The following is a 24709-nucleotide window of genomic DNA, read 5'->3' on the forward strand; positions in this document are numbered from 1 at the left end:
TGAAAAGCGGATTTGCAATCTGAAGTGTACAAGTCCGGATCGCAAATCCGGACTAACGAAAAAGTGTGGGTCGGGATTTGTAATCACGATCACTGAGAACCGGATTTGAAATCCGGACAAACAAAAACATAAAAGTTAAACCATGAACTACAACAATTTCAACCACATAAAACCTTTAAAAAAAGAAGTTTGGGATAAGGTAAACCTAAACTATATCGCAAAATCGATCGTGGAATTAATGCACGAAAAATTAGCGGAACCCACGCTGATCAATATAGATGAGCAAGGAAATTCCCATTTTAAGCTAGCTACTGATACAGAAGCTATCTATTATACCTTTTCAGGTCAACAGCGCGCTTTAGATTACCTGCATATTGATAAAAAGAGCATTAAAAAATTTGTAAATGGCAAGAATGTCGCAGTAAACAATGCGCCTGCTTTTTATACCGAGCTTCAGCAAACTTTTGGAATTAAACCCTTTACCCTCGCCCATTTTGTTGAAGAAACCTTGAATACCTTATATGCTGATGCTTATATTCACGAAAAAGGCAGATTAACAGCCAATGAACTGGCCAATGCTGATTATCAGACCATAGAACACCAGATGGACGGGCATCCCTGGGCAACCATTAATAAAGGACGCATCGGCTTTAACCATAGCGATCAAGGTAAATATGCACCGGAATCAGCTCAAAAAATCCAATTGGCCTGGTTAGCTGTACACAAATCGAGGGCAGCGTTTAAAAGTATCGAGAGCATTTCACCATTCTCTTTTTATAATGAAGAGTTAAGTTTAAAACAGGTTCACGATTTTAATCAGGTATTAATCCAGCAAGAATTGCAGCCAGAGGATTATTTCTTTATTCCTGTGCACGAATGGCAATGGAACAATAAAATTGTATTACAGCTGGCACACGATATTGCCCACCAGTTGATTGTACCTGTTGGACTTGGAAACGATGAATACATGTGCCAGAACAGCATCCGTACCTTTTTTAATGTGAGTGCGCCTAAAAAGCACTATGTAAAGACGGCCATTTCGATTTTGAACACTTCTATTTTCAGGGGACTATCTCCTAAAAAACTGGCCATCGCACCAAAGGTTACCCAATGGGCAAAAGACATGTTACAGGGTGATGAATACTTAAAACAAACACGCGTAGTACTTTTGGGCGAGGTGGCGACAGTAGCTTACACCCATCCGCAGTACAGTGAAATACCGGGATCACCCTATCAGTATCAGGAATTTTTAGGTGCCATTTGGCGTGAAAGTGCAGAAAACTACCTTTTAGAAGGCGAAAACATCATGACGATGGCCAGCTTACTTTATGTAGATGACAACGGTAAAAGTATGGTACAGGCCTTGATCGAAAAATCCGGATTGGATGCCGGAACCTGGTTAAACGCCTATTTATCTGCATATTTAAAACCTGTATTGAGAATTTTCTACAAACATGCCTTTTTCTTTAGTCCACATGGCGAAAACACCATTTTAGTGATGAAAAACGGTGTACCGGAACGGATTATCATTAAGGATTTTGTGGAAGAAATTGTATTAACAGAGGAATCGAAGGCTAAATTACCAAACGATCTGGTAGATGTTTTGAGAGAAATTAATGATGAGCTGGCGCCTTTATTTATCCTCTCCGGGATCTTTGACGCCGTATTCAGATACCTCAGCAATATTTTCCACAGTTATGTAGGAATGGATGAAAAACAGTTCTGGCGTCAGGTGGCAGATGTAATCTTGGAATTCCAGCAAGACAATCCGGAGTTATCTTCGAAATTCGAAAAATTCGACCTGTTTGTACCCGAATTTATCAGGGTTTGCATTAATAGAGTAAGATTACTGACCCATGGTTATAGCGAAAGTACAGATGTTCCTGTTCCGGAGTTAATTGGCACCCTGATTAATCCGGCAGCAGAAGCTTTAAAAGAAGATGTAATGGCTTAATGTGAAAGTCAGATGGTAACATCCAACACCTCCAAAAACGTTTTTATCAAGTTTGTCAACTTTCCTAGCACATCTGCTAAAAAGTTGACAACTTATAACTATAAAAATAGTTTATGTTAATAAAATCATTATCTTGCGATATAAACATCCCAAGATGAGAACACTATTATTGATCTTGTTATCCAGCCTTTCATTCGAAACACCAACCATTGAGAAAGACCGTGACCGTTGGAGACCTTATTATACCGACACTGCTCCGGCAAAAACAGCCGATAACTGGTTCCTTCCCTTTGATGTAGTCAACCGAAAAAAAGTTAGCAACATCAAAATCATCAGCATTTTTGGCGATCACCGTGATAGTTATGTTAAAGGACATATCCATACAGCAATTGATATTAATCCAGCCCAAACCAAGACCAAGCTGGTTAATGTTTACGCCATGGCAAATGGAATTGTCTGTTCTGTACATTTGGGCGAAAACCAACGTACAGTGGTGCTAAAACATAAACTGCCAAATGGTTCAACCATATTTACCACTTACAAACATCTGAAAGAAGTTTATGTAAGCAATGGCCAGAATGTTGATCAGAACACCAAACTGGCCAGATTGTTCACACCCCAGGAAAGTAAAAAATATGGCGGTGATTATCATCATCTTCATTTGGAAATCAGAAAAAAATTTGATGACTATGGCTGTGCCAGCTGGTTAACTTTTAACCGTACGCAGCTAAATCAACGGTTCTATAATCCGCAGTTGTTTATTAAAGAACACATTAAATAGGATAGATTTTTTTGGTAAAACCAATAAATTCCGCTCAAAGCAATCAAGTTTGATAGCTTCTATGCCCACAAATCTTTAAGAATATATGAAATCAAGCAAGTTTTAGTCAGTACGCCACCATCCGATAGAAGACTCAACACCAAATTCAAAAAAACTGAAACCAAGTTTATTTCTTTCTTGTTAAATAAGCAAACGCTCGTAACCAAATTATTTTGTTATGTACGTAATCTTAGGCGCATCTGGTCAGGTTGGATCAGCAATTGTAGAACATCTACTGGCTAAAAAACTAGCCGTTAAAGCCGTAGTCCATAATCCTGAAAAAGCCTCAGCAATTAAGGCAAAAGGAGCTGAAGTGGCTATTGCCGATGCGATGGATTTAAATTCACTAATTGCGGCTTTCAAAGATGGGGATACCCTCTTTGCACTAACGCCCGAAACCTTTAAAAATGAAGATGTATTGGGCGAAACCAAAACTATACTCGAAAATTATAATAAAGCCATCAAAGCATCGGGAATTAAAAAACTTGTCGGACTGTCATCCATTGGCGCACAGTACAGTAAAGGAACAGGTAATTTGTTAATGTCATATCTGCTGGAACATGCTTTTCAGGATATAGATGTTCCCCAGGTTTTCATCCGCCCTGCCTATTATTACAGTAACTGGCTGGCTCAACTGCCAGAAGTTAAAAAGAGCGCTATACTTCCTACCTTTTACCCAATAGATCTGGCTTTACCGATGATTTCTCCGATGGATGTAGCGGCATTTGTAGCAGATGTTTTGGTAAAAGACAAGACGTCTAAAATTTATGAGATTGTTGGACCTGAAAAATTAAATTCAGATAATGTTGCCGGGGCATTTGCAGATGTCTTAAATAAAACGGTTAAAGCAAAACAGATTCCACGTGAAGAATGGGATGCGACATTAGAAAAAATAGGCTTTTCCCCCGATGCAAGGAAAAATTTTATTGAAATGACGGAAACTACTGTAAATGGGAATACGGATCCCGAAAACAATGGAACAACTGTTGTTAAACTAAAAACGCGCATCTCCGAATACATCGAAAACGCGCTACGAGACAATAAAAAATAAAATTCGTTTTCAATTTCGGTCGGTATGTAGCAACCGACAGCACAAGACTTAGTTTCAGATAGTAATATCTGACGCCTTAAGCGCGATCAATAATTAAGTTTAAACCTCCTGTTATAACGGGTAGACCTTTTGACTGCATTCTTAGTGAACAATTCGAAAATACACCATATTTTTTATTGTAATCGTCCTGTAGTTTGGTAAATTGCTCTACTTTTTTCAAAAAATGACCTTCGTCGATTTTTACCGAATAAGGAGTAAAACTTGAAGCACCTCCACAAGCTTTAGATCCTATAGCTGTAAATTTCCACGATCCAGTTTTGGTGGAGAATTGATTGGCAGTTTTTTCAATGTCTTTGTAAAGATTTTCCAATCTTGCCTGATCTGCATCTTGCATAGGTTGGTCGCGATCGGCGTAAACCCATGTTAAACTAATGATCAGTACAATTGAAGTCAAAATAAATAACGTCTGTATCATGCTTGTCTAGTTTTTAAGCTAAAACGTAGATTAAAATAAAAACGCTACATCCTTCAGGATTTTCGAAGTTTCTCAACAAAGACCTATAAGGTTTAAACAGAGAGTTGCCCAAAACCTCATAGCTCTATAGAAGCTTGCCTACAATTAAAACTTAATTTTCAAAGTACATTTTTTTCGGGTTTCATCATTAATCAGTCCATCAGGCAAGGTAATACGTAAACCTTTGGCACTTTGTTTCCACTTAATGGTAAACGCTTCATTTTCCATCATCAATGCTTTCACTTTTAAAATGGCAGTCGACAGCGATTTAATAATGAGTTCACCATAATTGAATTCTAGAAGCTCGATAATGAGCTCATCTGCTTCACCAGAGTAAAAGATAATCGGGTTAACTTCATAAATATGGAGTTGATTGCCACTTTGCTCATTGGATTTTAAAGCAATTTTTCTGCTTACTGCCATTGTAATTTGATTTGGGTTAATTTAAAAAGGTTGATCCTAATTTACAGGAGGAAAGTTATAAGGTTTCCAGGCTGGAAGAACAGCCAGTTCTTTCTGTGTATGTTCACTTATCCCCACTCCCCAGATATTAAAAAATGGCGCCAGATTTCGCTTCACCACATTCGAATAGGTCTTTACCCATAAGTCGCGTTTTTCCTGATCATTTAGATCGCCTATACTTGGCCCGATTTTTTGATATTCTTTAAAGAAAGCTTTAAAACTTTCCCAGCCAAAGCCTTCCTGCATCTGACGGAACATGATCAAGCCCAAAAAAGGATCATTCTTCCATTTTTCGTAGCTTGCTCCTTCCGCAAAATATTTTTTCATCATTTTTTGTGTATTAGCGCTCGAAACAGCAGCATGCGAATCGTCCCTACCTGCCATTAACCTATCGAACATATAAAGTGAGAAAAAATTGTTGCTTACCTCGGTGGTACCACCGAAAACCCAGTTTAAATTCTGCATGTTGTGACCAATTTCGTGGAAAAAGCCCCAATTGGCACCACCTTTACTCGGCTTCATCAACAATTCGGGGTTAGCCATAATTTCATTTGAAAGCATTTTTCTGGTTGGTGAGTGGTGGATCATGATCGGATAACCGCTGTGCATGTATCCACCTCCGATGTGCTCATCAGGTACCATGCGCTGTGCCCTGTAAAATGGCGCAGGCATATTGGCGAGATCTAACTCCCCAAGTACAACCAGATCCCATAATTTTAATACCTCTTCAGGATTTTTAATCGTTTGCAGCACACTGTCTGGCAAAGTTAAAATCACATTTTCGGTAGCCATTTCGCCCCATGGTGCTTTATTATCTTTCAACTGCTTTTCCCAATCACTCTGTGTGCTTTTACCCAATACAAAAAGCGGCGCTGCAATGGCATGGCTGATTTTGAAGTCAATTTTTCTACTTTCTGCCTTGGGTTTGATATCGATATAAATTAATCCACCAAATGGTGATGCCAGTCTGTTTTTACCGGTGACCAATTTCTGTTTTTTGGTAATAATTGGCATCCTGCGCCAATCTTCCTTGCCTGCCACCCAATAGTTCAGCCGGTCGCTATGTGCACCGATCTGAACTTCAAGATCATTTACATTCGTATTTTTAGGCACTTCAATTTCGATGTACTCCCCTGCTTTAGCGTATAATCCGGTACTGTACATCGTAGCGTTATCGTAGCCTGAGTAGCCCAGGGTTGATACGATTGATACTAAACTATCGGCCATTTTTTTATGTTCGATACTTACCGTTTTATTTACAAATTGAAAGCCCGTTTTTACTGTTCCGGGAAAAATATCGGCAGAGGGCTGTGCCTTGATGTTTTTATAATCGGTATTTTTTAAGGTTTCATCACTCCATTTGGCGATGGCTTTTCTAAAAACCGTGTCGTTTTTTGAAAGGGTGTGCTGAGGCGAGATCAGTATCGTTGCAGGATTTTTTGCTGCATCCTGAGCAAAGCTGGTTAGGCCTGTAGCGATTAATGCGAGGGATAATAATGATTTCATTTGTGTGTTTGGCTTGTTGTTGTTTTGTTATACTTTTTTTAAACGAAAAACTTTGGTTTCGTGAGCAGTTACTTCACCTGTCCATTTGTTGTTTTTACCAATTGCTTTGTGTTGCCATAAATCTTTGATTTCATATTTATCGGCAAGGCCCAGTTCGGCAAAATTTATTTTGGCATTTTGTTTCGATGCTGATTTATTTAAAATGGCTATTGCAAAATCGCCATTGGCCAAAGGGCGAACAAAAACATCCCAAATATCCGTTTTGATTTTTCTTTCGGCCTGTTTACCCAAAGCATCCTGGTTTAAAGCAATTACTTCTTCATTAGTAAAGATGGCTTTTGCTTCATTGTCCATTTTACGGATATCGCAACTTGCATATAAAGGTGAATTAAGCATACTGTATAAGCTCATCTGGCTCTGGTATTCGGCCTGGGTACAGCCCTTGCCATTAAAGGCTGATGAAGGGCCTTTTGTTCCATGTAAACCCGCTACCAGCATATCTCCATCATTCCATTTACCCAGACCAGAAAAATTAGCCAAACCGGCTATTTTATCAACCACATTATAAATACCTACACCGCCCTTACCCTCTACATCATTCCATTTATCTCTGATATCGTAAGTGGCCCGCCAGCTTTGTCCACCAACTTCTGCGCCCCAGTTCCAGGGTTCGCGTGGCCCCCATTCGCAAATGCCTAATACAATCGCTCTACCTGATTTACGTAAGGCCTGTGCGATTGTACCATATCGTTTCTTTGCGGTTTCAACATCTTCAGGTGCATTACAATAATCATATTTTAAATAATCGATACCCCATGAAGCGAAAGTTTTGGCATCCTGGTCTTCGAAATTTAAACTTGCAGTATAACCACCACAGGTTAAAGGAGCTGCGTCAGAATATATACCCAGTTTCATACCTTTACTGTGCAGGTAATCGGCCAGGACTTTAATGCCTGAAGGAAATTTCTTTGGGTCGGCAATGATGTTGTTTTTATTGTCGCGACCGCCCTGCCAGCAGTCGTCTAAAAAGATATACTGGTAACCGGCTTTAACCATTCCACTGCTTGCCATGGCGTCGGCCATTTCTTTAATATCCTTTTCGTTTGGATTTTCTGACATGATATTCCAGCTCATCCAGCCCATGGGCGGCGTTGCAGCTAGTTTTGGTTCCTGTGCAAATGCAGTGAAACCAATTAAAAATACAAGTAAAGTGGTTCTCAATTTCATAAATTTTAATCATTTAAAATGCTGGAGATGTAAACAGATAACTATTTATTCCATCATCCGTTTTACCCCGTCCATTATTTATTTAACTGGTTTAATATAATAACTGTACTGGTAATCCTTAAAAGGAATCTGATACTGGATTAATGGCATAGAACCCCAGCTATCAATCCCCTGCACGCCCAGTTGTTGCATATCCATGTGCACATAAATCTGGTTACGTTTTACCAGCTCACCGGAGTGATATTGTTTTTTCTCAGCCTCTGGATCTAAATCCTCTACCGAATAAGGCAATGCATTAAAACTCAACAGCTGATCTGCGAATTCGAAACGCAAACCCTTACCTGCTTTATTGGTAAAAGCGACCCAGCGCACATCGGTTTTATTGCCACTTTCCTGTGGACGGGCATAAGCAAAATACTGGTCAGCAACATTTGATTTATAAATACCAATTAGCGAAGCTGTTTTCCGGTCTACATAATTTTCGCCCGGACCGCGGCCATACCATTGAATGTTGCTGTAATCGTTTTTCAGCTGCAGATCGTTACCCATACGCATTAAACTTTTGTAATTGCCTGTTACCGCTTTAAATTGATTGTTTACTTTAATTGTTCCATCGGCCAATACATTAAATTCTTGTGTGGTTTCTGCATCGCCTTTAAGCAAAGTCGATTTAATGCTTAAGGTAAAACCATCGGGAGTTGAATTTACGGTAGATTTAATGTGAGCTGCATCATTATCCTGGTACACATTACGCCACATACGCAACCTGGTATTTAAACCTGCGCCTATATCGTTATCGGTAGGGGCACGGTAAAAGCCGGGTTGTGGGCCTGATGCCAATAATTCCTGTCCTTTTGAAATGTAACTGGTTAATGTTCCTTTGGTTAAATCGAAAGTGATGGTAAAATCACTTCCTTTAACCACTGCTTTTTCGGCAGTTTGCTCTACCTTTAAAGTTTTCTTATTACTGGCATAAGCATTGGCCTTTGGTTTACCTGCTAAAGCAATCTGTTCGTAAGCAACCTCATAAGCCTTTTCTAAAAATGGTTCGGCTGTTTTTAAGCGGTAATGCACATTTAAAAAATATTCTTTTCCGGCTGTATAGTTCGTTTTAAAGGGAAGTGATATCATTTGCGTTTGGCGTGGTCCTACATTAAGATTGCTTACCACTCCGCTTTGAATCACTTTACCATCTTCTACCAGTTCCCAGTTAAGTTGCACATTGCTAATATTTTTAAAGAAATAGCTGTTATTTACATTGATCTGGTTAGTGCCATTAAAGGCAGTTTTGATGTATTGATGTACTTTTTTCAATTCAACAGCCATTGGCGTCATGCCACGGTAGGCGGTAACTACACCTTTCACACAGAAATCATTATCACTAAAGTTTTCGTCAACCGGACCACTTAAAGGAAAATCGCCACCGTAGGCCATAATGCGTTTGCCGTTTTTAACGGTATCAATAGACTGATCGATCCATTCCCAAACAAAGCCACCTTGGAGTTTAGGATTATTTTCGATGGCATCCCAGTATTCTTTAAAGTTACCCAAACTGTTGCCCATAATGTGTGCATATTCGCTCATAATAAATGGACGGGTTTCTTTTTCCTGTTTCGAATAACGAGGCAGATAATTTGGTGAAGGATATTGCGGAACAATCATATCGGTATTAAAATCGTTCTCAGCCCTTTCGTACTGCACCGGGCGAAAATCTTTTGCTTTAAGCCATTGGTAAGCTTCGTAAAAGTTAACACCATTACCAGCTTCGTTACCTAACGACCAGGTAATTACCGATGCGTGGTTTTTATCCCGCTCATACATTCTGGTAATGCGCTCAAGATGTGGAACACGCCATTGTTTATCATTGGCAAATGAGGTTTCCAAACTGTAGTAACGGCCATGTGATTCGATATTGGCTTCATCTATTACATACAAGCCGTATTCATCACATAGCTCCATCCAATAAGGATCTGGCGGATAGTGCGAATGACGGACTGCATTTACATTCAGTTTTTTCATCATTTCCATATCTTTTTCCATGTCGGCATGGGTTAAAGTATGACCTTGTGTAGCATTATGTTCGTGCCTGTTTACACCTTTTAAAAATACACGCTTGCCGTTAACCAGTAAATCGCTTCCTTTAATTTCTACCGAACGAAAACCTACGCGTTGTGGGATCACTTCGATGACCTTATTGTTTTTATCTTTTAAAGTAATGTATAAGGTATATAAATAAGGTATTTCTGCCGACCAGTTTTTTACATTACTGATCTGCGTTTTAAAAGAAAGGCTGGTTTTATAGTTGCCCAACACTTTTTGCATTGTAGTGGCATCTTTCCAGATGTTATTTCCTTTGGCATCAACCAGATCGAGTGCTACATAAAAACTGTCGGGGTGGCTATGGTTGGTGTGCTGATCTATTTTATAATTTTCGACAGCCAAATCTACATTCAGCAAACCGTTGGTGTAAGTGCCATCTAATCCACCCACCACTTTAAAATCGCGAATGTCTAATTTTGGTGTCGAATACAAGTAAACTTCCCGTTCTATTCCCGAAATGCGCCACATGTCCTGGCATTCTAAATAACTGCCGTCACTCCATCTGTATACCTGTAAAGCAATGGTATTTTCTCCCGGTTTAACATATTTGGTAATGTCAAATTCAGCTGCCAGTTTGCTATCTTCACTATAACCTACTTTTTTACCATTTACCCAGATGTAAAAGGCCGATTTAACGGCGCCTAAACTGATAAACACCTGTCTACCATCCCAATTGGATGGGATATTGATTTTTTTTCGGTAAGAACCTACAGGATTGTTATCTACAGGAATATCGAACGGTGGGTTCATCCGTGCACCTGTTAACTGTCTACCAGCAAATTCATAAGGCTGGTTTACATAAATTGGCAACCCATAACCGTTAACTTCCCAGTTGGCAGGTACTTTAAAGTTATCCCAGGTTTGATCGTCAAAATCTACTTTATAAAAATCAGTAGGCCTTTTGCGTGGATCTTTTACCCAGTTGAACTTCCAGGAGCCATTTAATGACAAAAAGTATGTTGATTTCTCTTTAGCTCTTTTACTGGCTAAATCCTGGTTTTCGAAAGCAAAACCCGAGGCCCGCATGGGCAAACGATTAAGTGAAACCACTTCTGGCGTCTGCAGTTCGGAAGGCAGATCCTGCGCGCTGATTTGCCCTACTGTAAATAATAGTATAAATAAAACGGTTAATTTTCTTTTCATTTTGTGTGATAATATTGGTCTTGTTGGCCCAAATTACTGATGATTAGTGTATGATGCTGAAATTGTTTTTGCGCAAACGTTTGAGTTTTAAAGATGTTACCGAGAGGTTGAATAATTGAATTGGTCCATTGAGATAAGAGAACCTTACCTTTCTAAATCATCTTAAAATCTAAAAAACCCTTTGCCACCTCCGGTGGCAAGGGTTTCACTAACTAAACTAACTACTATTTTAAAAATTCTATTTCGAAGTTTTTAAGGTAGGGTTTACCATCAAAACCAAAATCGGGAAGGATATTAATGTTCATCCAGTACAGTGCCAGAGCCGATATATCGCTTACGGTAGAAGGGATCGACAATGATGAGGTAATTGGCTCTGCTGTTGTTCCAGGAGGATATAAAGCACCTAAACTTGCCCAGCTATATACGCCTGAAAGCGTCATATTGTAACCTCCAGGTGCCTTATTAAAAAAGGTACCCTCAGTTCCCTCGTCCATTGGCCAAAAGCCGATCAGGTTGGCATAGTTGGGGTGTTTGGTAATATCTTTTAAGCCAACATTTTCTTTTATAACGGCATCGCTTAAAGCTACATTATAAAATGCCAGGTTAGCACCATAAAATGGTGTGGGTGTATCGGTATCACCCTTTCTGTGCCCAATTCTGAGTAACTCATCTGTGCTTAAACTTTTTCTGCTCAATATGTCACTTGTGGTTTCCAGATTACCGTCGATATAGAGTTTAAGTGATCTTGCCGTTGCCGCGCCCGCCCCGTTAACTGTTGTACTAATACTCATGGTTAAGGTATGCCAATCGGTACCTGGCGCAGTTGCTGCATTGATCTGGAGTTTTCCGGAACCACCATTTGCCGATCCCCCTATAGTTACCGACCATTGATTACCATAGTGGCCCCATTGCCAGCCAGTGATGGTACTCCCGCTCAAATTCGTACTCTTACCAAAAAACGTTGGGTAATTAATGTTTGTACTATTAAATTTAGTATCCATCTGTACCGTAATGCTTTTGGTACTTCCCACATCGTAAAGGCCATTATCATTTGGCGTAACTGCCCTTGATGTTGTAGTTGCAAAAAGTACGGGATTAAAACCCGTTTTCTTTAATTCGAAAGATTTAAAGGCAGGATTATAAACCAATGTAAAACCATTTGTAGGGTTCGCACTGCTACCGCCATGGTTACTGGTTACAATAACCAACCAATCTTCGTTGGCATAATTTTTCCTGGCTTTTAAAGCAGTTAAAATATTGCCTACATACTCATCTGCTTTAACAATGGCATTTTTGTAGTTGGCGTTGGTAGCTAAATAACCGCCGTTAGCGCCAGCGGCTTCTACTTCCCTAAAATTAACAAACATGGTACCCAGGCCAGTTTGAGTGTTCAGAATATTTACGGTACTGTCTTTAACGGCTAAATCGGTAGATACTACGGGTGCAAAATCTGCATTTCTCATATAATTTCGCAAATTAGCCCATGGCGTAACTAAAGCTGTTTTTACTGATTTATACTGGGTAATATAGTCGAATACATTGCGGTAAGATACAATGGGTGCATGTTCATCAGTACTTGAACCAGCTGTGCGTTCGAAATTGTCTGTACTGATCTGATGTTTCACGAAACTGGTACCCGTAAGCATTGAAACCCATCCGGCTGCATCAGAAGCCGTTTTTAATGTATTATACGAATACTTCGAGTTCTTTTGTAGCATTGTCATATTGGTTGGGGCAACAGTTTGCAATTCTGTACCTGTTAATCCATCAATGCTGATAACCAAAATTTTACGTTGCCCGGCAGATAGGGGTTTGAGATCTTCATATATAGCCGGCGGATTAGCATATTTTTTGCAGCTCGCAAAGCCCAATATGCCTATTGCGCAAACACCAATGATGATATGATATATTTTATTGTTCGTTTTCATAATAAAGCGTCATTAAGGTTTAATAAGGTTACACTCTGATAAATTGGCATATACAGCATCCTTGCCGCTTTTGATTACCACTTTTATAAACTTGGTACTTACATTACCTCCAGGGAAATTAAAGTTGTAAACCGCAGTTGTTTGTGGTAAAGTTGTAGTTCCTACACTTACAAAATTCACATTATCGGTACTGGCAAATATTTCTACATCTTTTACATAACCAGCGCTGTTATTTTGTCGTTGTGCAAAAGTTACCCCCTTAACCGCGATAGGAACAGGTGATCCGGTACCCAGAACAATATTGATTGGGAAACCCAGTGTATTGGTTGATGTAGCCGTACCATAGTTAGAATGCCAGAATGATGATGACGATACAATGCCATCCACAAGCGCTTCAGGTGTGCCATCGCCGGATTGGCTTGAACTTACGGAAACCACTGTGGTGTTGTAGGTAATTGTGCCCGTACCTCCGGTTTTATTTAGTGGGTTATATGTCCATATTGGGGTTTTAAGGAGCGGATATTTGGCATTAACCTTTGCTACAACCGCATCGCTGATCAGAATACCCCATGCGCCGAAAAATGGCGACAAGTCTGTTTTGGTGTAATCGGATAGTTTTTCGTAAACAAAATTGTGTTTGGTAATGTCGTTGGTATTTAAACGTTCGGCATGACGGGCCTCTGTATACAAATAAGTCATTGCACCGTAGCCGTATTTCTCAAAAATTTGCACAAAAGGTAACATTTTCATAAATGGCGCTTCATCAACAGTATTCATTGCAGCATCCTGATCAAAATTCTTGGCACCAGCAGCGTTCGCATAAGCAATTGCTTTAGGGAAACCACTTGATACTGCCGGATGCAGGATATTGTAGTCGGCACCAATCCTGTTGGCCACTTTAAAGCTGAAAAGGTTGTTGGTAGTTTCGCCAAGGGTACTCCAGCTCCAGATACTTCCCTGTTGACAGTTGTGCCCAAATTCGTGGTAAGTACCCCATTGACCAGAGCTGGTGGTAATTGAATTTAAACTGGTAAAACTGGCAAACCAATAAGAATCGTTTAAACCCACAAAAGGGAAACCAGAGTGTCCGTATCCGGCTGAAAGCTGGATATCCAGTATTCCACGCCACTGACTTTGAGGACTTCTGTCTCTGATATCGGCTGCATTATCCGATAAACCCATCCATTCATTGTAATCCAGATCAAAAACATCGTTCCATCTGGTAAATACAGCAGTTGGATTGGTAAAAGGTTCGCTAGAATTAAAAGTAGCTATTACTTTATCCCTTGGGATAGTGAAAATAACACTTTTAGCCCTTAGCTCTAGCCAGGGCACTTGTGAGGCTTTTACCTTGGCCACCCAATCAGCATCGCTGGTTTGACCTAAAATAAAATCGGGCGATACCACCGCACCAGTGATGGTGAAAGTAACAGGATTAGGATAAGCAAAGGAGGCCAGGATGTAAATATGTCCACCGTAAAGGTTACGGATATAATTAACGCCTGAAACCAATTGCTTCCTGTTATAAATAACAGGATCGCGTAGTAATGGTGATTTACCGGCAAGGTTATCGGTATGTGCCCCGATCTGTACGGTTAGTCCATCAACCCCTGCTGGCACCACAATTTTGATCAGTTCTCCCGGAGCGGCATAATAACCCGTGCTATATTGGGGTGATGGTGCAACCGAAATTCTTAAATTTTGTGCCGTTTGATCGGTAAAGTTAAGATTAAGTGTAAACTGGGTATCTTTTACCCTGGGTTCGGATTGATCTACCAGACCTGGAAATACCCTCGCCTTGGCATACATCGATTTATCGATCAATTTCATATTGGTATCGATTGTGCCGTCGGCTACATTCTGCGAATCATCCGGATAACCATCCGGAACCTCATAGCCGTACTTTTTACAGGCAGTAAATGCCAATAAAAGAAATAGGCCGAATATTTTAGTTAACTGATTAAATTTCATGTTATCTATATTTAAAATTAATTAGTTGGTAATGACACACTTGGACTGTACACTCTACCAGTTAAACCCCACTCACTTGAAACTGCAATATTTAACCAGTTGTAAATCAACACTGGAATATCAATACCATTTGGAACAGCGGTATAAGCAGCCGGCGAAATGTCGGGTGAGATATTAGGTGAAATTTCTTCGAAGTTGGCAAATGCGACATTACTACTGTAGGTAAAGTCGTTTCCATTGCCCGATTGATCTAACATAACGGTACCGCTGGTCTCATTTCCTGGCCAAAAGCCTAATAAATTGCTAAAAAACGGCGTACTGGGTTTAATCTGGGTTCTCATGATCGCAGCCACATCAGTAGCCGACATCGCTACATTGAACAAGGCTACATCCCGGATTAAAAGATTGCTTTGGCTGTTGCCATCAGTTCCAATATCGCCACCTAATCTAAGCGGAATGGTATTGTCGATGTTTCTTCCATTGATTGATCCTGAGTATCTGGTTAATCCATCCACATATAAAGTAAGTGTTCTTACATTATTTAACAAGCCTATGGTAAAGGCTACAGTATGCCAGCGCCCGTCACGTATATCAATACCAAAACCCGGACGTGGACTACCACCCCAATCCAGCTGTGCAGAATTTGCGCCAAACAAGAAACCCCAGCCAGTAGAAGATACCGAATTAAAAGCGTTTCTTTTTGCCAGAAACATAGGGTAATAATTTCCTTGACCATAGTCATCTCTGAATTTAAACATGAAGGTAAAATTTCCAGTAGTACCAAAATTACCTAATGAAGTGTTGTTTTGTATGGCTGTAACATTTGAAGAAGTAGTAGCCACAAAACGTGGAGCTGTACCTACAAATGGGTAACTACTTGGATCCGGTTGCGTAATCTGTACAGACAAAAACCTTGGGTTATAAAAAGCGATATAAGCATTCCGGGAAGCATCGTTAAAAATATTCGAGCCCGGAGTTCCGCCAGATGGCCCTCCTCCTTTGTTAGATGCGATAATTACCAGCCAGTTTTCACCAGAGTAGCCCTTTCTGGCTTTTAGCGCGGTTAATATCTCACCAATATAACCATCAATACTTTTAATTGCAGCCGCATAAGCAGGTGTAGCCGCGGTATAGCCATTGGCAGCACCCGCAATTTCGGCACTGTGAAACTGTGCAACTACCATCGATGGGCTGTTGGTACTTAACTCGGTTACTACGCCTGTTTTTACTGCAGCATCATCAGCAACAGTCTGTTTTACAGTTGCATCGGCTGCCAGTTTATCGTTAAAAACTGAAGTTGATGCAATCGAAACCGTTCTTGCACTGATAATCGAACTTTTAATCCGGGTAAAAATGGTAGGCGTAGTTTGCACATTTAAACCTGCAAAATCTTCGGTGGTTACATGGTGTTGGGTATAATCATAACCTGTTAACATCGTTGTCCAGGCAGATGCATTGGTAATCACATTGTATTTGTTATCGGCCAAACCATCATAGGTATAGGTAGCTTTTGCATTAATCTGTGCCAAATTGGTAGGTGCAAGTGTTTTTATTGCTGCACCCGTTACCCCATCTAAAACAATATAAAGCACCTTTTTTCCTGCTCCTAAGCCCAAGGTATCATTCCGGAAGTTTTTTGGCAATGTATTTTCAAAATCCTTATTACAGCCCGTACCCGTAAGAATTAGCCCAAATACCAGGGCAAGGCCAAAATATTTTAAGGTTGCAGTTAATGTAAATCCTTTTTTCATCTGTTATTATATTTGAAACTATATTGATCAATTAGAAAAATTAAGGCGCATGAGGTTATGGGGCAATGTTCCATTGAAGCGCAGAATATTGCCCACCAAGATTACCTGCGAACCTGTAGAGATTGTGGTTTCTACCATATCGTAAATAAAACCTTGGAAACCACCGGTATTGTTATAGCCAACCGCCAACTGCCCATTGGCTTCCAGCACCATAAAACCCTGACGTAAATAATCGCCATATTTATTAAAAGTACCTGCAACAATTATTTTCCCGTTGTTAAGCTGGCCAACAAAACTAGTGATGCCCCCTGTTACAGCAAGGCCATTAAAGGTAGTAACGTTAGAACCATCGGCATTTAACAGGTTAAGACCTGAGGCTGCTTTACCATTAAAACTTGTAAATGAACCTCCTATCACAATCTTATTGGTGACGGCATTATATCTAATGGAAATGATATCGCTATTGGCCCCCGAACCTACGTTAAAACTATTGTCAACACTGCCATCCAGATTGATCCTTACAATTCTATTGGCCTGCACCCCATTAAAGGTGCTGAAAGTACCTACTAAGATCAATTTCCCATCCGTTTGCATGATGGCATCGAAAATAATACCGTTCGCACCGATGGCACTCTGACGCGTAGATTTATTGTAGTGGAAGGTAGAATCCATCGAACCATCCATATTTACCCTAACCATCTGACGCATGCGTGTGTTATCATAGACTTTCTCATCGTAACTGGAATTTGGCAGATACATACGGCGGTAGTTATTAAAATTGCCTACCAGATAAACCTGTTCGTTAAATACAAAGGTTTTTCTCACCACACCATCCACACCTGCATTAAAGGCACTCACGGTATCGCCATTCTTATAGGTTTCTTGAGGTTTTGGGTTAATTACATCTCTGAGGATCAAACTATCAAGAGTTCCATTGGTATTTAACCTGGCCACATTATTCAATGTTTGGCGATTAGTACGGGTAGAATTAAAGCTGGTAAAACTTCCCCCGATAATATATTTACCGGCCTGGGCTCCGGTTTGGATACGGCTAATGGAGTTGATATATTTCTCCGCACCACCAACTCCTTTACCAAAATTAACTCCACTGGTTGAGTATGCACCATCTCCCAAAATTTGGGCTATGCCCCCAATGGGCAGCTTTTCGGTTCCATTTAATTCAAAATCATTAAACGCGCCACCCAGAAAATAGTTACCCCCTGGTAATGCCTCAATATCATATATGGAGCTATTGCCAAAACCATTCGTATTATTTGTTGCACCATTCACTACTTTCCAGTTGGGATCAACACTCAGTTTCCCTCCTACTGTAACTATTGGGCCAAAAAAACTTTGCCCCTGGGCGGTAATCCACATACTGCCTGTACTGGCTGTTAGCGGAACTTTGAAGGTTAAGGTACTGTCGTTTGTAGATGCAGGAACCACTTCGGCTTCAATTTCATTTACAAACACCTTAAAATCGTTGATGTATTTATTGAGTCCTTTTACCTTAACGCTTAAAACATCACCGGGATTTACCACATCAGGTTCGATTGTTTTAGAAATAAAGGTAAGATCAAGTGGTTTCTTCCCACCTGCATAAGGATCTTCTGTAAGTCCCTTTTCTTTTTGGCAGGAAACAATAGCCGTGGTTAAGCCGATGGCTCCAAACAAAAACAGCTTAAATTTATATTTGATGTTAGTTAACATTTTATTCAATTTGCGGATGAGATAATAGACCTATAGAGTTGGTGGATTAATACCTGCGGATATGGCCTGTTCGATAAAAACATCTGTATTGAAGCCGAAATTATGCTGAAATTTATTTAACACATGTAAAACACCGTTGGTGGGCTGTATATCAGACGTAGCGATTGGAATATTGACCAATGATACCTGTGGATTTGACAGATCGGGAATATAGGCCAGATACAATTGACGGTAACCTGCATAAGCCACCCGCGAAAGTACTTCTCCCTTATCACTGAGCACCAAGGCATCATTAAAGATCACCCCTACATTCATGATCCTGCCACCATAGGAAGTATAACCCTGGCCCGGAAAAGCGAGATAAGATAAGGTATCACGTTGTGGGTAATCTTTTAAGCGGTTAGCGCCTTTAAAAATATATTGCGAAAGTATATTCTTCCATACCGCAGGTTTAATTTGCGATAATTGAGAAACGGTATCTTTGCCCGTTACCCTTAATTCGATATTTAAACGCCTGATGGATTTAAAAATAGATCCGCTTGGCGGCGCAAAAAATGTAATGTTCTCTTTACTGACCACATCTGCCAAACCGGCCAATTTAATAATGGTTAAGGTCGAATCGAAAAACGGTTTCTTTTCTTCCATGTATTGCATGATATTGCCATTGTATTTTGCATCATGAACCCCCGTTTCCATATAGTATTTTTTACAGCCTGTTAGAACTGATAATACACAGATTAGTGAAAGTAGCAGTGTTTTATAATTTTTCATCATCATATCTATTAATTCCAAAAATTATTACCAATTAAATTTGGGTTCGCGCTACGCTCTGCAGCAGTAATGGTTAATGGCCATGTCCAGGCGCCCGCATTTAAGTTGGCTACCGACATTGGCGATCCCGTGAAATCGGAACTTAATACCCTTTTTGTTCTTACCAGATCAAAATAGAACTGGCCTTCACCAATCAATTCTCTACATCTTTCTCTATAGATTTCGTCCTTCAAATCCTGTCCATCCTGAATAATAAGCGGTGCATTTGCAGCTATAGTTACTCTATTTGCAAAATCTCTTGCTCCACTTTCATCACCAAGTTCGGCCAGGGCTTCGGCAGTTAACAAATAACAATCGGGCAACCTGAAAATAATAGCGCTATCATCGCTTGTTACCGATATGGCAGTCCCCGAGCCTGTTGTGTATGTATTGGCGAATTTTTTGAACTGGAATGACCCAGATTGCGAATCATAATTTTCGAACCAGGTGGTAATCCTGGCATCAGGAGAACCCGGAGGATAAAGCTTACGCATATACGTGCTCGAGTAATACATTGAACTTGAAGTTTTGGTTACATTACCCTGATAAGGATAGTGTGAAAAATAATAAGAGTATCCTGCTGTTAAAGAAAAGCCTTCTCCATAGTTAAACTCCTGTAAAATACCGAACAGGTTTTCACTGCTCCTTCCTTTAAAAATCTTCAGTGTATTTGCAGGCGTAATGGGCAATATCTTGTAATTGCTGTAGGTATCCAGTTCGGCGGCCAATGTTTTTACTGCTTCGTAATATTTTGTTTTAGTACCAGCATCCCAGGCAGCGGCCCACATATTTAAATGCATTAAAAGTGCAACTGCCGATGCTTTGGTAGGCCTGAAACCGTTAGAAGTGGCATCATTGTAAGCAGTGGGCAAATCAGCTTTTGCCGCAGTCATATCTGCAATACATTTATTCATTACCTCTACCTGTGGTGTTCTGCCCAACGGACTGCTATGGTAAGCATCAGTATAATAAACGGCATCGCCAAACAACTTGCAGATAAATAGGTAACTCAGGTTACGCAAGAATACAGCCTCTGCTTTATATCTTTTTTTATCCGCATCCGGCAAACTAGATGATGGCACCTTATCCACTTCGAAGTACAGAATGTTTGATGCTGCAACCACATCGTACCACTCTTTCCAGTTCATGATATTTTTCATCATACCGCTAAACCTTCCACTACTGGCAACAATGGCTTTCATGTTGTTGTTAGCCAATGAAGTGAAAATGGTCGAACCATCATTACCTACACTACCTATACCTATATTATTACCCCGAATTTCCAATGCCGGGAAAAATGCTCGATCGTCCTCATTAAAGAAAGTAGGTGTACCTGCCACTTTCGCTTTTAACCTTGAATATATGCCGTTTGTAAATCCTTCTACATCTTCGCGTGTTTTCCAAAAATTGTTCCCACTTTGTGCTTCAATGGGTGTTACGTTCAGAAATTTTTTGCAACCAACAGTGGTAAATACCAGTGCGGCAAACAGGATTATATATTTTGTATTTTTCATCTGTCTATTTTTTTAAAACTCAATATTTAAGCCCAGGGTAAACTGTCGTGGAGAAGGATAACCTCCCGAATCATCTCTACCCAAACTGGTTACATTTTCGGGATTTGGTCCGGAATAGCGTGTAATAAAACCAAGGTTAGCGGCAGTAGCGTTTAAACTCACCCTGTTCATCCCTAATTTGCTGGTGAATTTTTTATCAAAGATGTAATACACTTTAACCGAGTTCAACTTAAAATAGGAACCATCTTCCTGAAATGCGGTTTGATTTAATCTGAAAGGATCGATAATAGCTGCACGAACAAAATCTAAAGGATTGGCATAAGTTGCAGCATCACCGGCAGAACTCCAGTAATTAAGCTGTTCTAAAGGCACCAAACTACCGAAGTTTTTAAAATCACTATAGTTTTTTAATTGTTTGCCCAGTGGGTTATTGATAATATCGCGGATTAACGTAAAGGAAGTATTGACCTCCAAACTCCAGTTTTTCCATTGCAGGTAGGAAGTGAACCCCCCGGTTATCTGCGGCTGCGAATTACCGGCAATAACGCGGTCGTTGCCATCAAGTACGTAATTTCCATCCAGATCGGTAAAAACCGGATCGCCTGCCTTAAAATAATTTAAGCGGCCGGTACCACCCACGCGATAAGGCAAACCTGTATTCGGATCAACAGGAACCTGTGCATTGGTAGAATATACACCTTTGGTATTGTACAGATAATTAGATAATGAGTTGATACCTAAACGGTAATAAATATCCTGTTGCAGATCTTTATCATAATAAATATAATCTCTTAAACCATCAGGCAATTGTGCCAAAACTTCTCTGTTGATGGCTAAGTTTGCCGATATTGTCCACTTAAAAGGACTTGTAGAACTTAATGGGCGGGCAGTGGTTTGAAACTCCCAGCCATAATTTACGTTACTGATTTCATTTGAAGCGATGCTTCCAAATGAATTGGTACTCGAAATATCCTTATACTTAAAAATATTATCATTTTGCTTGTAATAAGTATCAAAAACGAATGAAAAACGGTTTTGAAACAAGCTAAAATCAACACCAGCGTTGTAAGTAGTTGCTTTGGTAGGCTGCAAATCTAAATTTGGTAGTCTCCCCAGGTCTAATATCACCGAGTTTGCGTTATTGTAGCGGTTTCCACCTACATATTTACCATATCCATCAAAAATACCGCCTACAGGTTGGATGTTAGAACCATAACTTAAACGGATATCGGCATAATCAACCCATTTGATGTTTTCCATAAACTTTTCTTTGTTAAAGTTCCACTTTAAAGCTATGGATGGATTAGCAATGTATTTTGCATTTTCGCCATTGGCCGAGTTGGCATCTAAACGGTAATTAAGGTCTAATACATATTTTTGTCTGTAGTTATACGAAAATGCTCCGGCAAAAGCAACGCTTCTCACGTCCGTATAATCAATTGTTCCGCCCAACGAAGTCAGGTAATTGGTCATATTGGTTAAAGGCCCCCTTAACTGATCATTAACACCTCTTTCGTTCAAAATAGCATCGGCTTTAAAAAAGCTGGAGTTTATTTCTGTAAAGGCAAACAAATTGAAGTTATGCGCATCTTCTCCGGCAGCATCCTTTAAACTATATACATAAGAGAACTGATTACGGTTATATAACTTGGTGGCGCGGTCGTTGTAGGTATAATATTTCGATTGGTTGCCATTTAATGCTGCCGGCGAAAAATTATCTTTTGTACCTGTACTATTGGTATAATTTAAAAATGTTGAAATCCTAAAATTCCTAAAAACCTCGTATTCTGCATTAATGGTTGCAAAAGTTTGTAATGACTTATTGTCGTTATCGGTTTGAAGTTGTGCCAACACCCCGCTTTGCGACGAATACAAGGAAGGTGAAGGCAATAAGCTCGATGCGGAGCCTGTAGTAGCCAAACCACTATTCAGCAAGCCGTTACCGCTACCTGTTTGTTGTTTTTGTATTGAATTTTGCAACTGACCAACCAATTTAAATTTGGGAGTTGGATTATACTGCATGTTCATATTCAGGTTGTACCTGGAGTAACCTGTATTCTCCTGAATCCCGGTTTCATCGTAAGCACCCACACCCACCTTATAGTTGAAAGCCACATCACCACCCGAAATACTCACATTGTGGGTTTGGTTAAAGGTATTCCTGTAAAAATAAGATTGCCAATCTGTTGAGTTATTAAAATAAGCATTTAAACTATCCGATAAAATTGGTGATGAATTGATCATGTCTATTGCATGGTTATAACTGGTATCATTCTGCAAAATCTGCCAGATACGCAAATCCCTTTCACCCTTACCTCCAATAACACTACGCAGCTGAGGTACCATCGAAAAGAATGATGCACCATTATAACGTACAACAGGAACTTTTGAATTACCACGTTTGGTGGTCACCAAAATTACCCCATAAGCTCCCCTCGATCCATATAAAGCTGTTGCTGCTGCATCTTTTAATACTGTAAGGTCTTCTATATCTTCTGGTGGTATCTGCGAAATAGGTGATACACCTGGTCCGGCCTGTTGAAAACCATAAGAATAGTTGGTATTGTCATCAACGGGTACACCATCAATTACAAACAGTGGCGAAGTTGGCGTTAAGAAACTAGAACTTCCTGAACCTGATACATTGATATTAGAAATACCGCGTAAGGTAATAGACCCCCTGAAACCTGGTGCACCAGTACTGTTCTGAATATTAAGACCGGCAACCTTACCCTGTAAAAGCGACATCACATCACTTGCGGGCTGGCCCTGGATATCTTTACCCGAAATCGTTACCGTAGATCCTGTACTTAAGGTTCTTGTTTTGGTCTGATAACCTGCCGTAACCTGCACCTCTTTAAGTGTAGTGTTATCGCCCTGCAAAGTGAGGTTAATAACAGCACGGTTATTTACTTTTACCGTTTGCGTGATGTAACTTAAATATTTAAAGGTAATCTCGGCATTTGATGCAACAGTTACCCTAAAGCGACCATCGCCATCGGTTTGACCTAAAACCTTGCCGTTGCTTATAATGCTCACACCTGGCATGGTTTCCTTCTTTTTCGATTCGCCGTCATAAACCGTACCCGAAACCGCAATTTGCTGTTGAGCGAAGGCAAGATTGTGCAAACCAAAAATCAATAAAATTACTATGCTGTAAAAATACTTCATTGGAAATATATTTTGTTTTGATTTAGTTAGTTTCATCAGTCGTTATCAAATTTTGGTTTATCAGTTTTAAACTGGAAAATAATTTCCCAATCACCCTCCTCATAGATTTTGAAGTTTAAAGCCAGATAACAGTGAAGTAAAACAGCGCCAAATGCCTGCCTGTCGAACCTGAACACTACCCTTGCCGCACCACCATCGGCTGTGGTAAATTTGGTAGGGTATGCGGTTAACGGAACTGGGTAGGCCACATCGAATTTTACTTTAGAGGCATCTTTTACCATATTAAAACCGTGCACCAAATTGCCCCAATCGGTTAAGGCAAACTTATTTGGATCGATAACCTGGGCAAGCGTATCGATAAATTTGAAACTGATGCTGTGCCCTGAATAACCAGGTAAACCTTTAGGCAGCTTATTGAATACTACCTGTACATCGCGGGAAGTTAAATATTGATTGGTCCGGGTTCCTATAATGAACATATCGGATGGACTAACTGAAGTAGATGTTCCCTGCCCTGTTACCGGATCTAGCGGTGATGGCTCATATGGCCGTTCACGTAGCGGACTTAAACGAAAGTTTTGAAAATATTTCCTTCCTCCGGTATTCGACATTTCCACATCAAAAACATAACCCGAATCTGGCTGAGCCTTAATCATATTGGAATTGGCCTCTGCCCACATCAAAAACTCGCCAGAATGAGGGCGGACTTCGAACAAAGGATGGTTTTCGATTACGCGTTTAGCCTCGATTGCCGCCAAAGATTTTTCTGTACCATCATAAGCTGTTTTCCACACTTTTACAGGGTACAACTTAGTAAGTTCGGGGGCGGGTTCGCCACCAAATGTTCGCATGTTTACAATTTTAAAATCTAAAGGCCTGCTCGAATTGCCATAAGTAAAATTGTTTGTAAATAAAGTATTTCTACCCAATGTAGGTTGATAGATAAACTGCGTATATTGGCTATCGCCGGAGATAGACAATCTGTTGTCAGGTAAATTTTTCTTACACGCCCCCAATAAGAGTACCATGCTGGAAAGCATAATTCCAATGGTCAGGATGTATTTATTCGTTTTCATC

The 24709-nt window shown here is 40.1% G+C and carries 16 protein-coding genes; 3 read left to right on the forward strand and 13 right to left on the reverse strand.

The annotated features are described in order from the left end of the window. Window positions 1–142 precede the first annotated feature (142 nt). From AC04Q1_RS11700 to AC04Q1_RS11710, 3 genes are all read left to right on the forward strand, one after another. Window positions 143–1954, forward strand: a complete 1812-nt coding sequence (locus AC04Q1_RS11700) for an IucA/IucC family protein (protein ID WP_478364781.1) — start codon at window positions 143–145, stop codon at window positions 1952–1954. 154 nt (window positions 1955–2108) lie between these two features. Continuing rightward, window positions 2109–2735, forward strand: coding sequence for a M23 family metallopeptidase (locus AC04Q1_RS11705; RefSeq protein WP_478364783.1), 627 nt, complete (start codon window positions 2109–2111; stop codon window positions 2733–2735). Window positions 2736–2952: 217 nt separating this feature from the next. Beyond that, the gene (locus AC04Q1_RS11710; RefSeq protein WP_478364785.1) at window positions 2953–3825 is read left to right on the forward strand and encodes an NmrA family NAD(P)-binding protein; all 873 of its coding nucleotides are present in this window, start codon (window positions 2953–2955) and stop codon (window positions 3823–3825) included. 76 nt (window positions 3826–3901) lie between these two features. Here AC04Q1_RS11710 and AC04Q1_RS11715 read toward each other — a convergent pair whose 3' ends face one another. The 13 genes from AC04Q1_RS11715 to AC04Q1_RS11775 all read right to left on the reverse strand — a co-directional run bounded on the left by AC04Q1_RS11715 (window position 3902) and on the right by AC04Q1_RS11775 (window position 24708). Continuing rightward, on the reverse strand, window positions 3902–4300 hold the full coding sequence (locus AC04Q1_RS11715; RefSeq protein ID WP_478364787.1) for a hypothetical protein: 399 nt from the start codon (window positions 4298–4300) through the stop codon (window positions 3902–3904). Window positions 4301–4444: 144 nt separating this feature from the next. Next, window positions 4445–4762: a hypothetical protein gene (locus AC04Q1_RS11720; RefSeq protein WP_478364789.1), complete on the reverse strand. Its 318-nt coding sequence runs from the start codon at window positions 4760–4762 to the stop codon at window positions 4445–4447. Window positions 4763–4798: 36 nt separating this feature from the next. Further along, window positions 4799–6307 carry a M60 family metallopeptidase gene (locus tag AC04Q1_RS11725; RefSeq protein WP_478364791.1) on the reverse strand — a complete coding sequence of 503 codons (1509 nt, stop codon included), beginning with the start codon at window positions 6305–6307 and terminating at the stop codon, window positions 4799–4801. A 27-nt stretch (window positions 6308–6334) separates the two neighbouring features. Further along, entirely contained in the window at window positions 6335–7534 is a 1200-nt protein-coding gene (locus AC04Q1_RS11730) for a glycoside hydrolase family 27 protein (protein ID WP_478364793.1), read from the reverse strand. A gap of 78 nt (window positions 7535–7612) precedes the next feature. Beyond that, a complete protein-coding gene (lacZ, locus tag AC04Q1_RS11735; RefSeq protein ID WP_478364794.1) occupies window positions 7613–10777 on the reverse strand; it encodes a beta-galactosidase, LacZ type in 3165 nt (1054 codons plus the stop codon). 224 nt (window positions 10778–11001) lie between these two features. Further along, complete coding sequence (locus tag AC04Q1_RS11740; RefSeq protein WP_478364795.1) at window positions 11002–12705, reverse strand: alkaline phosphatase family protein; 1704 nt, start codon at window positions 12703–12705, stop codon at window positions 11002–11004. A 12-nt stretch (window positions 12706–12717) separates the two neighbouring features. Further along, a complete protein-coding gene (locus tag AC04Q1_RS11745; protein ID WP_478364796.1) occupies window positions 12718–14676 on the reverse strand; it encodes a M60 family metallopeptidase in 1959 nt (652 codons plus the stop codon). A 17-nt stretch (window positions 14677–14693) separates the two neighbouring features. Next, window positions 14694–16427 (reverse strand): DUF4983 domain-containing protein, encoded by a 1734-nt coding sequence (locus AC04Q1_RS11750; RefSeq protein WP_478364797.1) that lies wholly within the window; start codon window positions 16425–16427, stop codon window positions 14694–14696. A gap of 27 nt (window positions 16428–16454) precedes the next feature. After that, window positions 16455–18137, reverse strand: a complete 1683-nt coding sequence (locus AC04Q1_RS11755; RefSeq protein WP_478364798.1) for a DUF5008 domain-containing protein — start codon at window positions 18135–18137, stop codon at window positions 16455–16457. 30 nt (window positions 18138–18167) lie between these two features. Next, window positions 18168–18833, reverse strand: a complete 666-nt coding sequence (locus AC04Q1_RS11760; RefSeq protein WP_478364799.1) for a fasciclin domain-containing protein — start codon at window positions 18831–18833, stop codon at window positions 18168–18170. Between the two features lie 86 nt (window positions 18834–18919). After that, window positions 18920–20461 carry a RagB/SusD family nutrient uptake outer membrane protein gene (locus tag AC04Q1_RS11765; protein WP_478364800.1) on the reverse strand — a complete coding sequence of 514 codons (1542 nt, stop codon included), beginning with the start codon at window positions 20459–20461 and terminating at the stop codon, window positions 18920–18922. A 12-nt stretch (window positions 20462–20473) separates the two neighbouring features. Further along, complete coding sequence (locus tag AC04Q1_RS11770) at window positions 20474–23632, reverse strand: SusC/RagA family TonB-linked outer membrane protein (protein ID WP_478364801.1); 3159 nt, start codon at window positions 23630–23632, stop codon at window positions 20474–20476. Window positions 23633–23667: 35 nt separating this feature from the next. Further along, window positions 23668–24708: a DUF5007 domain-containing protein gene (locus tag AC04Q1_RS11775; RefSeq protein ID WP_478364802.1), complete on the reverse strand. Its 1041-nt coding sequence runs from the start codon at window positions 24706–24708 to the stop codon at window positions 23668–23670. Window position 24709: the final 1 nt, after the last annotated feature.

It is taken from the genome of Pedobacter humicola (assembly GCF_056490705.1).

What these genes read in the sequence shown, in the direction of transcription:
- AC04Q1_RS11720 (WP_478364789.1), bottom strand. Translation starts at nt 4,762, where the DNA reads ATGGCAGTAAGCAGAAAAATTGCTTTAAAATCCAATGAGCAAAGTGGC.
- AC04Q1_RS11750 (WP_478364797.1), bottom strand. Translation starts at nt 16,427, where the DNA reads ATGAAAAAAGGATTTACATTAACTGCAACCTTAAAATATTTTGGCCTT.
- AC04Q1_RS11725 (WP_478364791.1), bottom strand. Translation starts at nt 6,307, where the DNA reads ATGAAATCATTATTATCCCTCGCATTAATCGCTACAGGCCTAACCAGC.
- AC04Q1_RS11715 (WP_478364787.1), bottom strand. Translation starts at nt 4,300, where the DNA reads ATGATACAGACGTTATTTATTTTGACTTCAATTGTACTGATCATTAGT.
- AC04Q1_RS11775 (WP_478364802.1), bottom strand. Translation starts at nt 24,708, where the DNA reads ATGAAAACGAATAAATACATCCTGACCATTGGAATTATGCTTTCCAGC.
- AC04Q1_RS11710 (WP_478364785.1), top strand. Translation starts at nt 2,953, where the DNA reads ATGTACGTAATCTTAGGCGCATCTGGTCAGGTTGGATCAGCAATTGTA.
- lacZ (WP_478364794.1), bottom strand. Translation starts at nt 10,777, where the DNA reads ATGAAAAGAAAATTAACCGTTTTATTTATACTATTATTTACAGTAGGG.
- AC04Q1_RS11755 (WP_478364798.1), bottom strand. Translation starts at nt 18,137, where the DNA reads ATGTTAACTAACATCAAATATAAATTTAAGCTGTTTTTGTTTGGAGCC.
- AC04Q1_RS11770 (WP_478364801.1), bottom strand. Translation starts at nt 23,632, where the DNA reads ATGAAGTATTTTTACAGCATAGTAATTTTATTGATTTTTGGTTTGCAC.
- AC04Q1_RS11765 (WP_478364800.1), bottom strand. Translation starts at nt 20,461, where the DNA reads ATGAAAAATACAAAATATATAATCCTGTTTGCCGCACTGGTATTTACC.
- AC04Q1_RS11730 (WP_478364793.1), bottom strand. Translation starts at nt 7,534, where the DNA reads ATGAAATTGAGAACCACTTTACTTGTATTTTTAATTGGTTTCACTGCA.
- AC04Q1_RS11700 (WP_478364781.1), top strand. Translation starts at nt 143, where the DNA reads ATGAACTACAACAATTTCAACCACATAAAACCTTTAAAAAAAGAAGTT.
- AC04Q1_RS11745 (WP_478364796.1), bottom strand. Translation starts at nt 14,676, where the DNA reads ATGAAATTTAATCAGTTAACTAAAATATTCGGCCTATTTCTTTTATTG.
- AC04Q1_RS11760 (WP_478364799.1), bottom strand. Translation starts at nt 18,833, where the DNA reads ATGGAAACGGGGGTTCATGATGCAAAATACAATGGCAATATCATGCAA.
- AC04Q1_RS11740 (WP_478364795.1), bottom strand. Translation starts at nt 12,705, where the DNA reads ATGAAAACGAACAATAAAATATATCATATCATCATTGGTGTTTGCGCA.
- AC04Q1_RS11705 (WP_478364783.1), top strand. Translation starts at nt 2,109, where the DNA reads ATGAGAACACTATTATTGATCTTGTTATCCAGCCTTTCATTCGAAACA.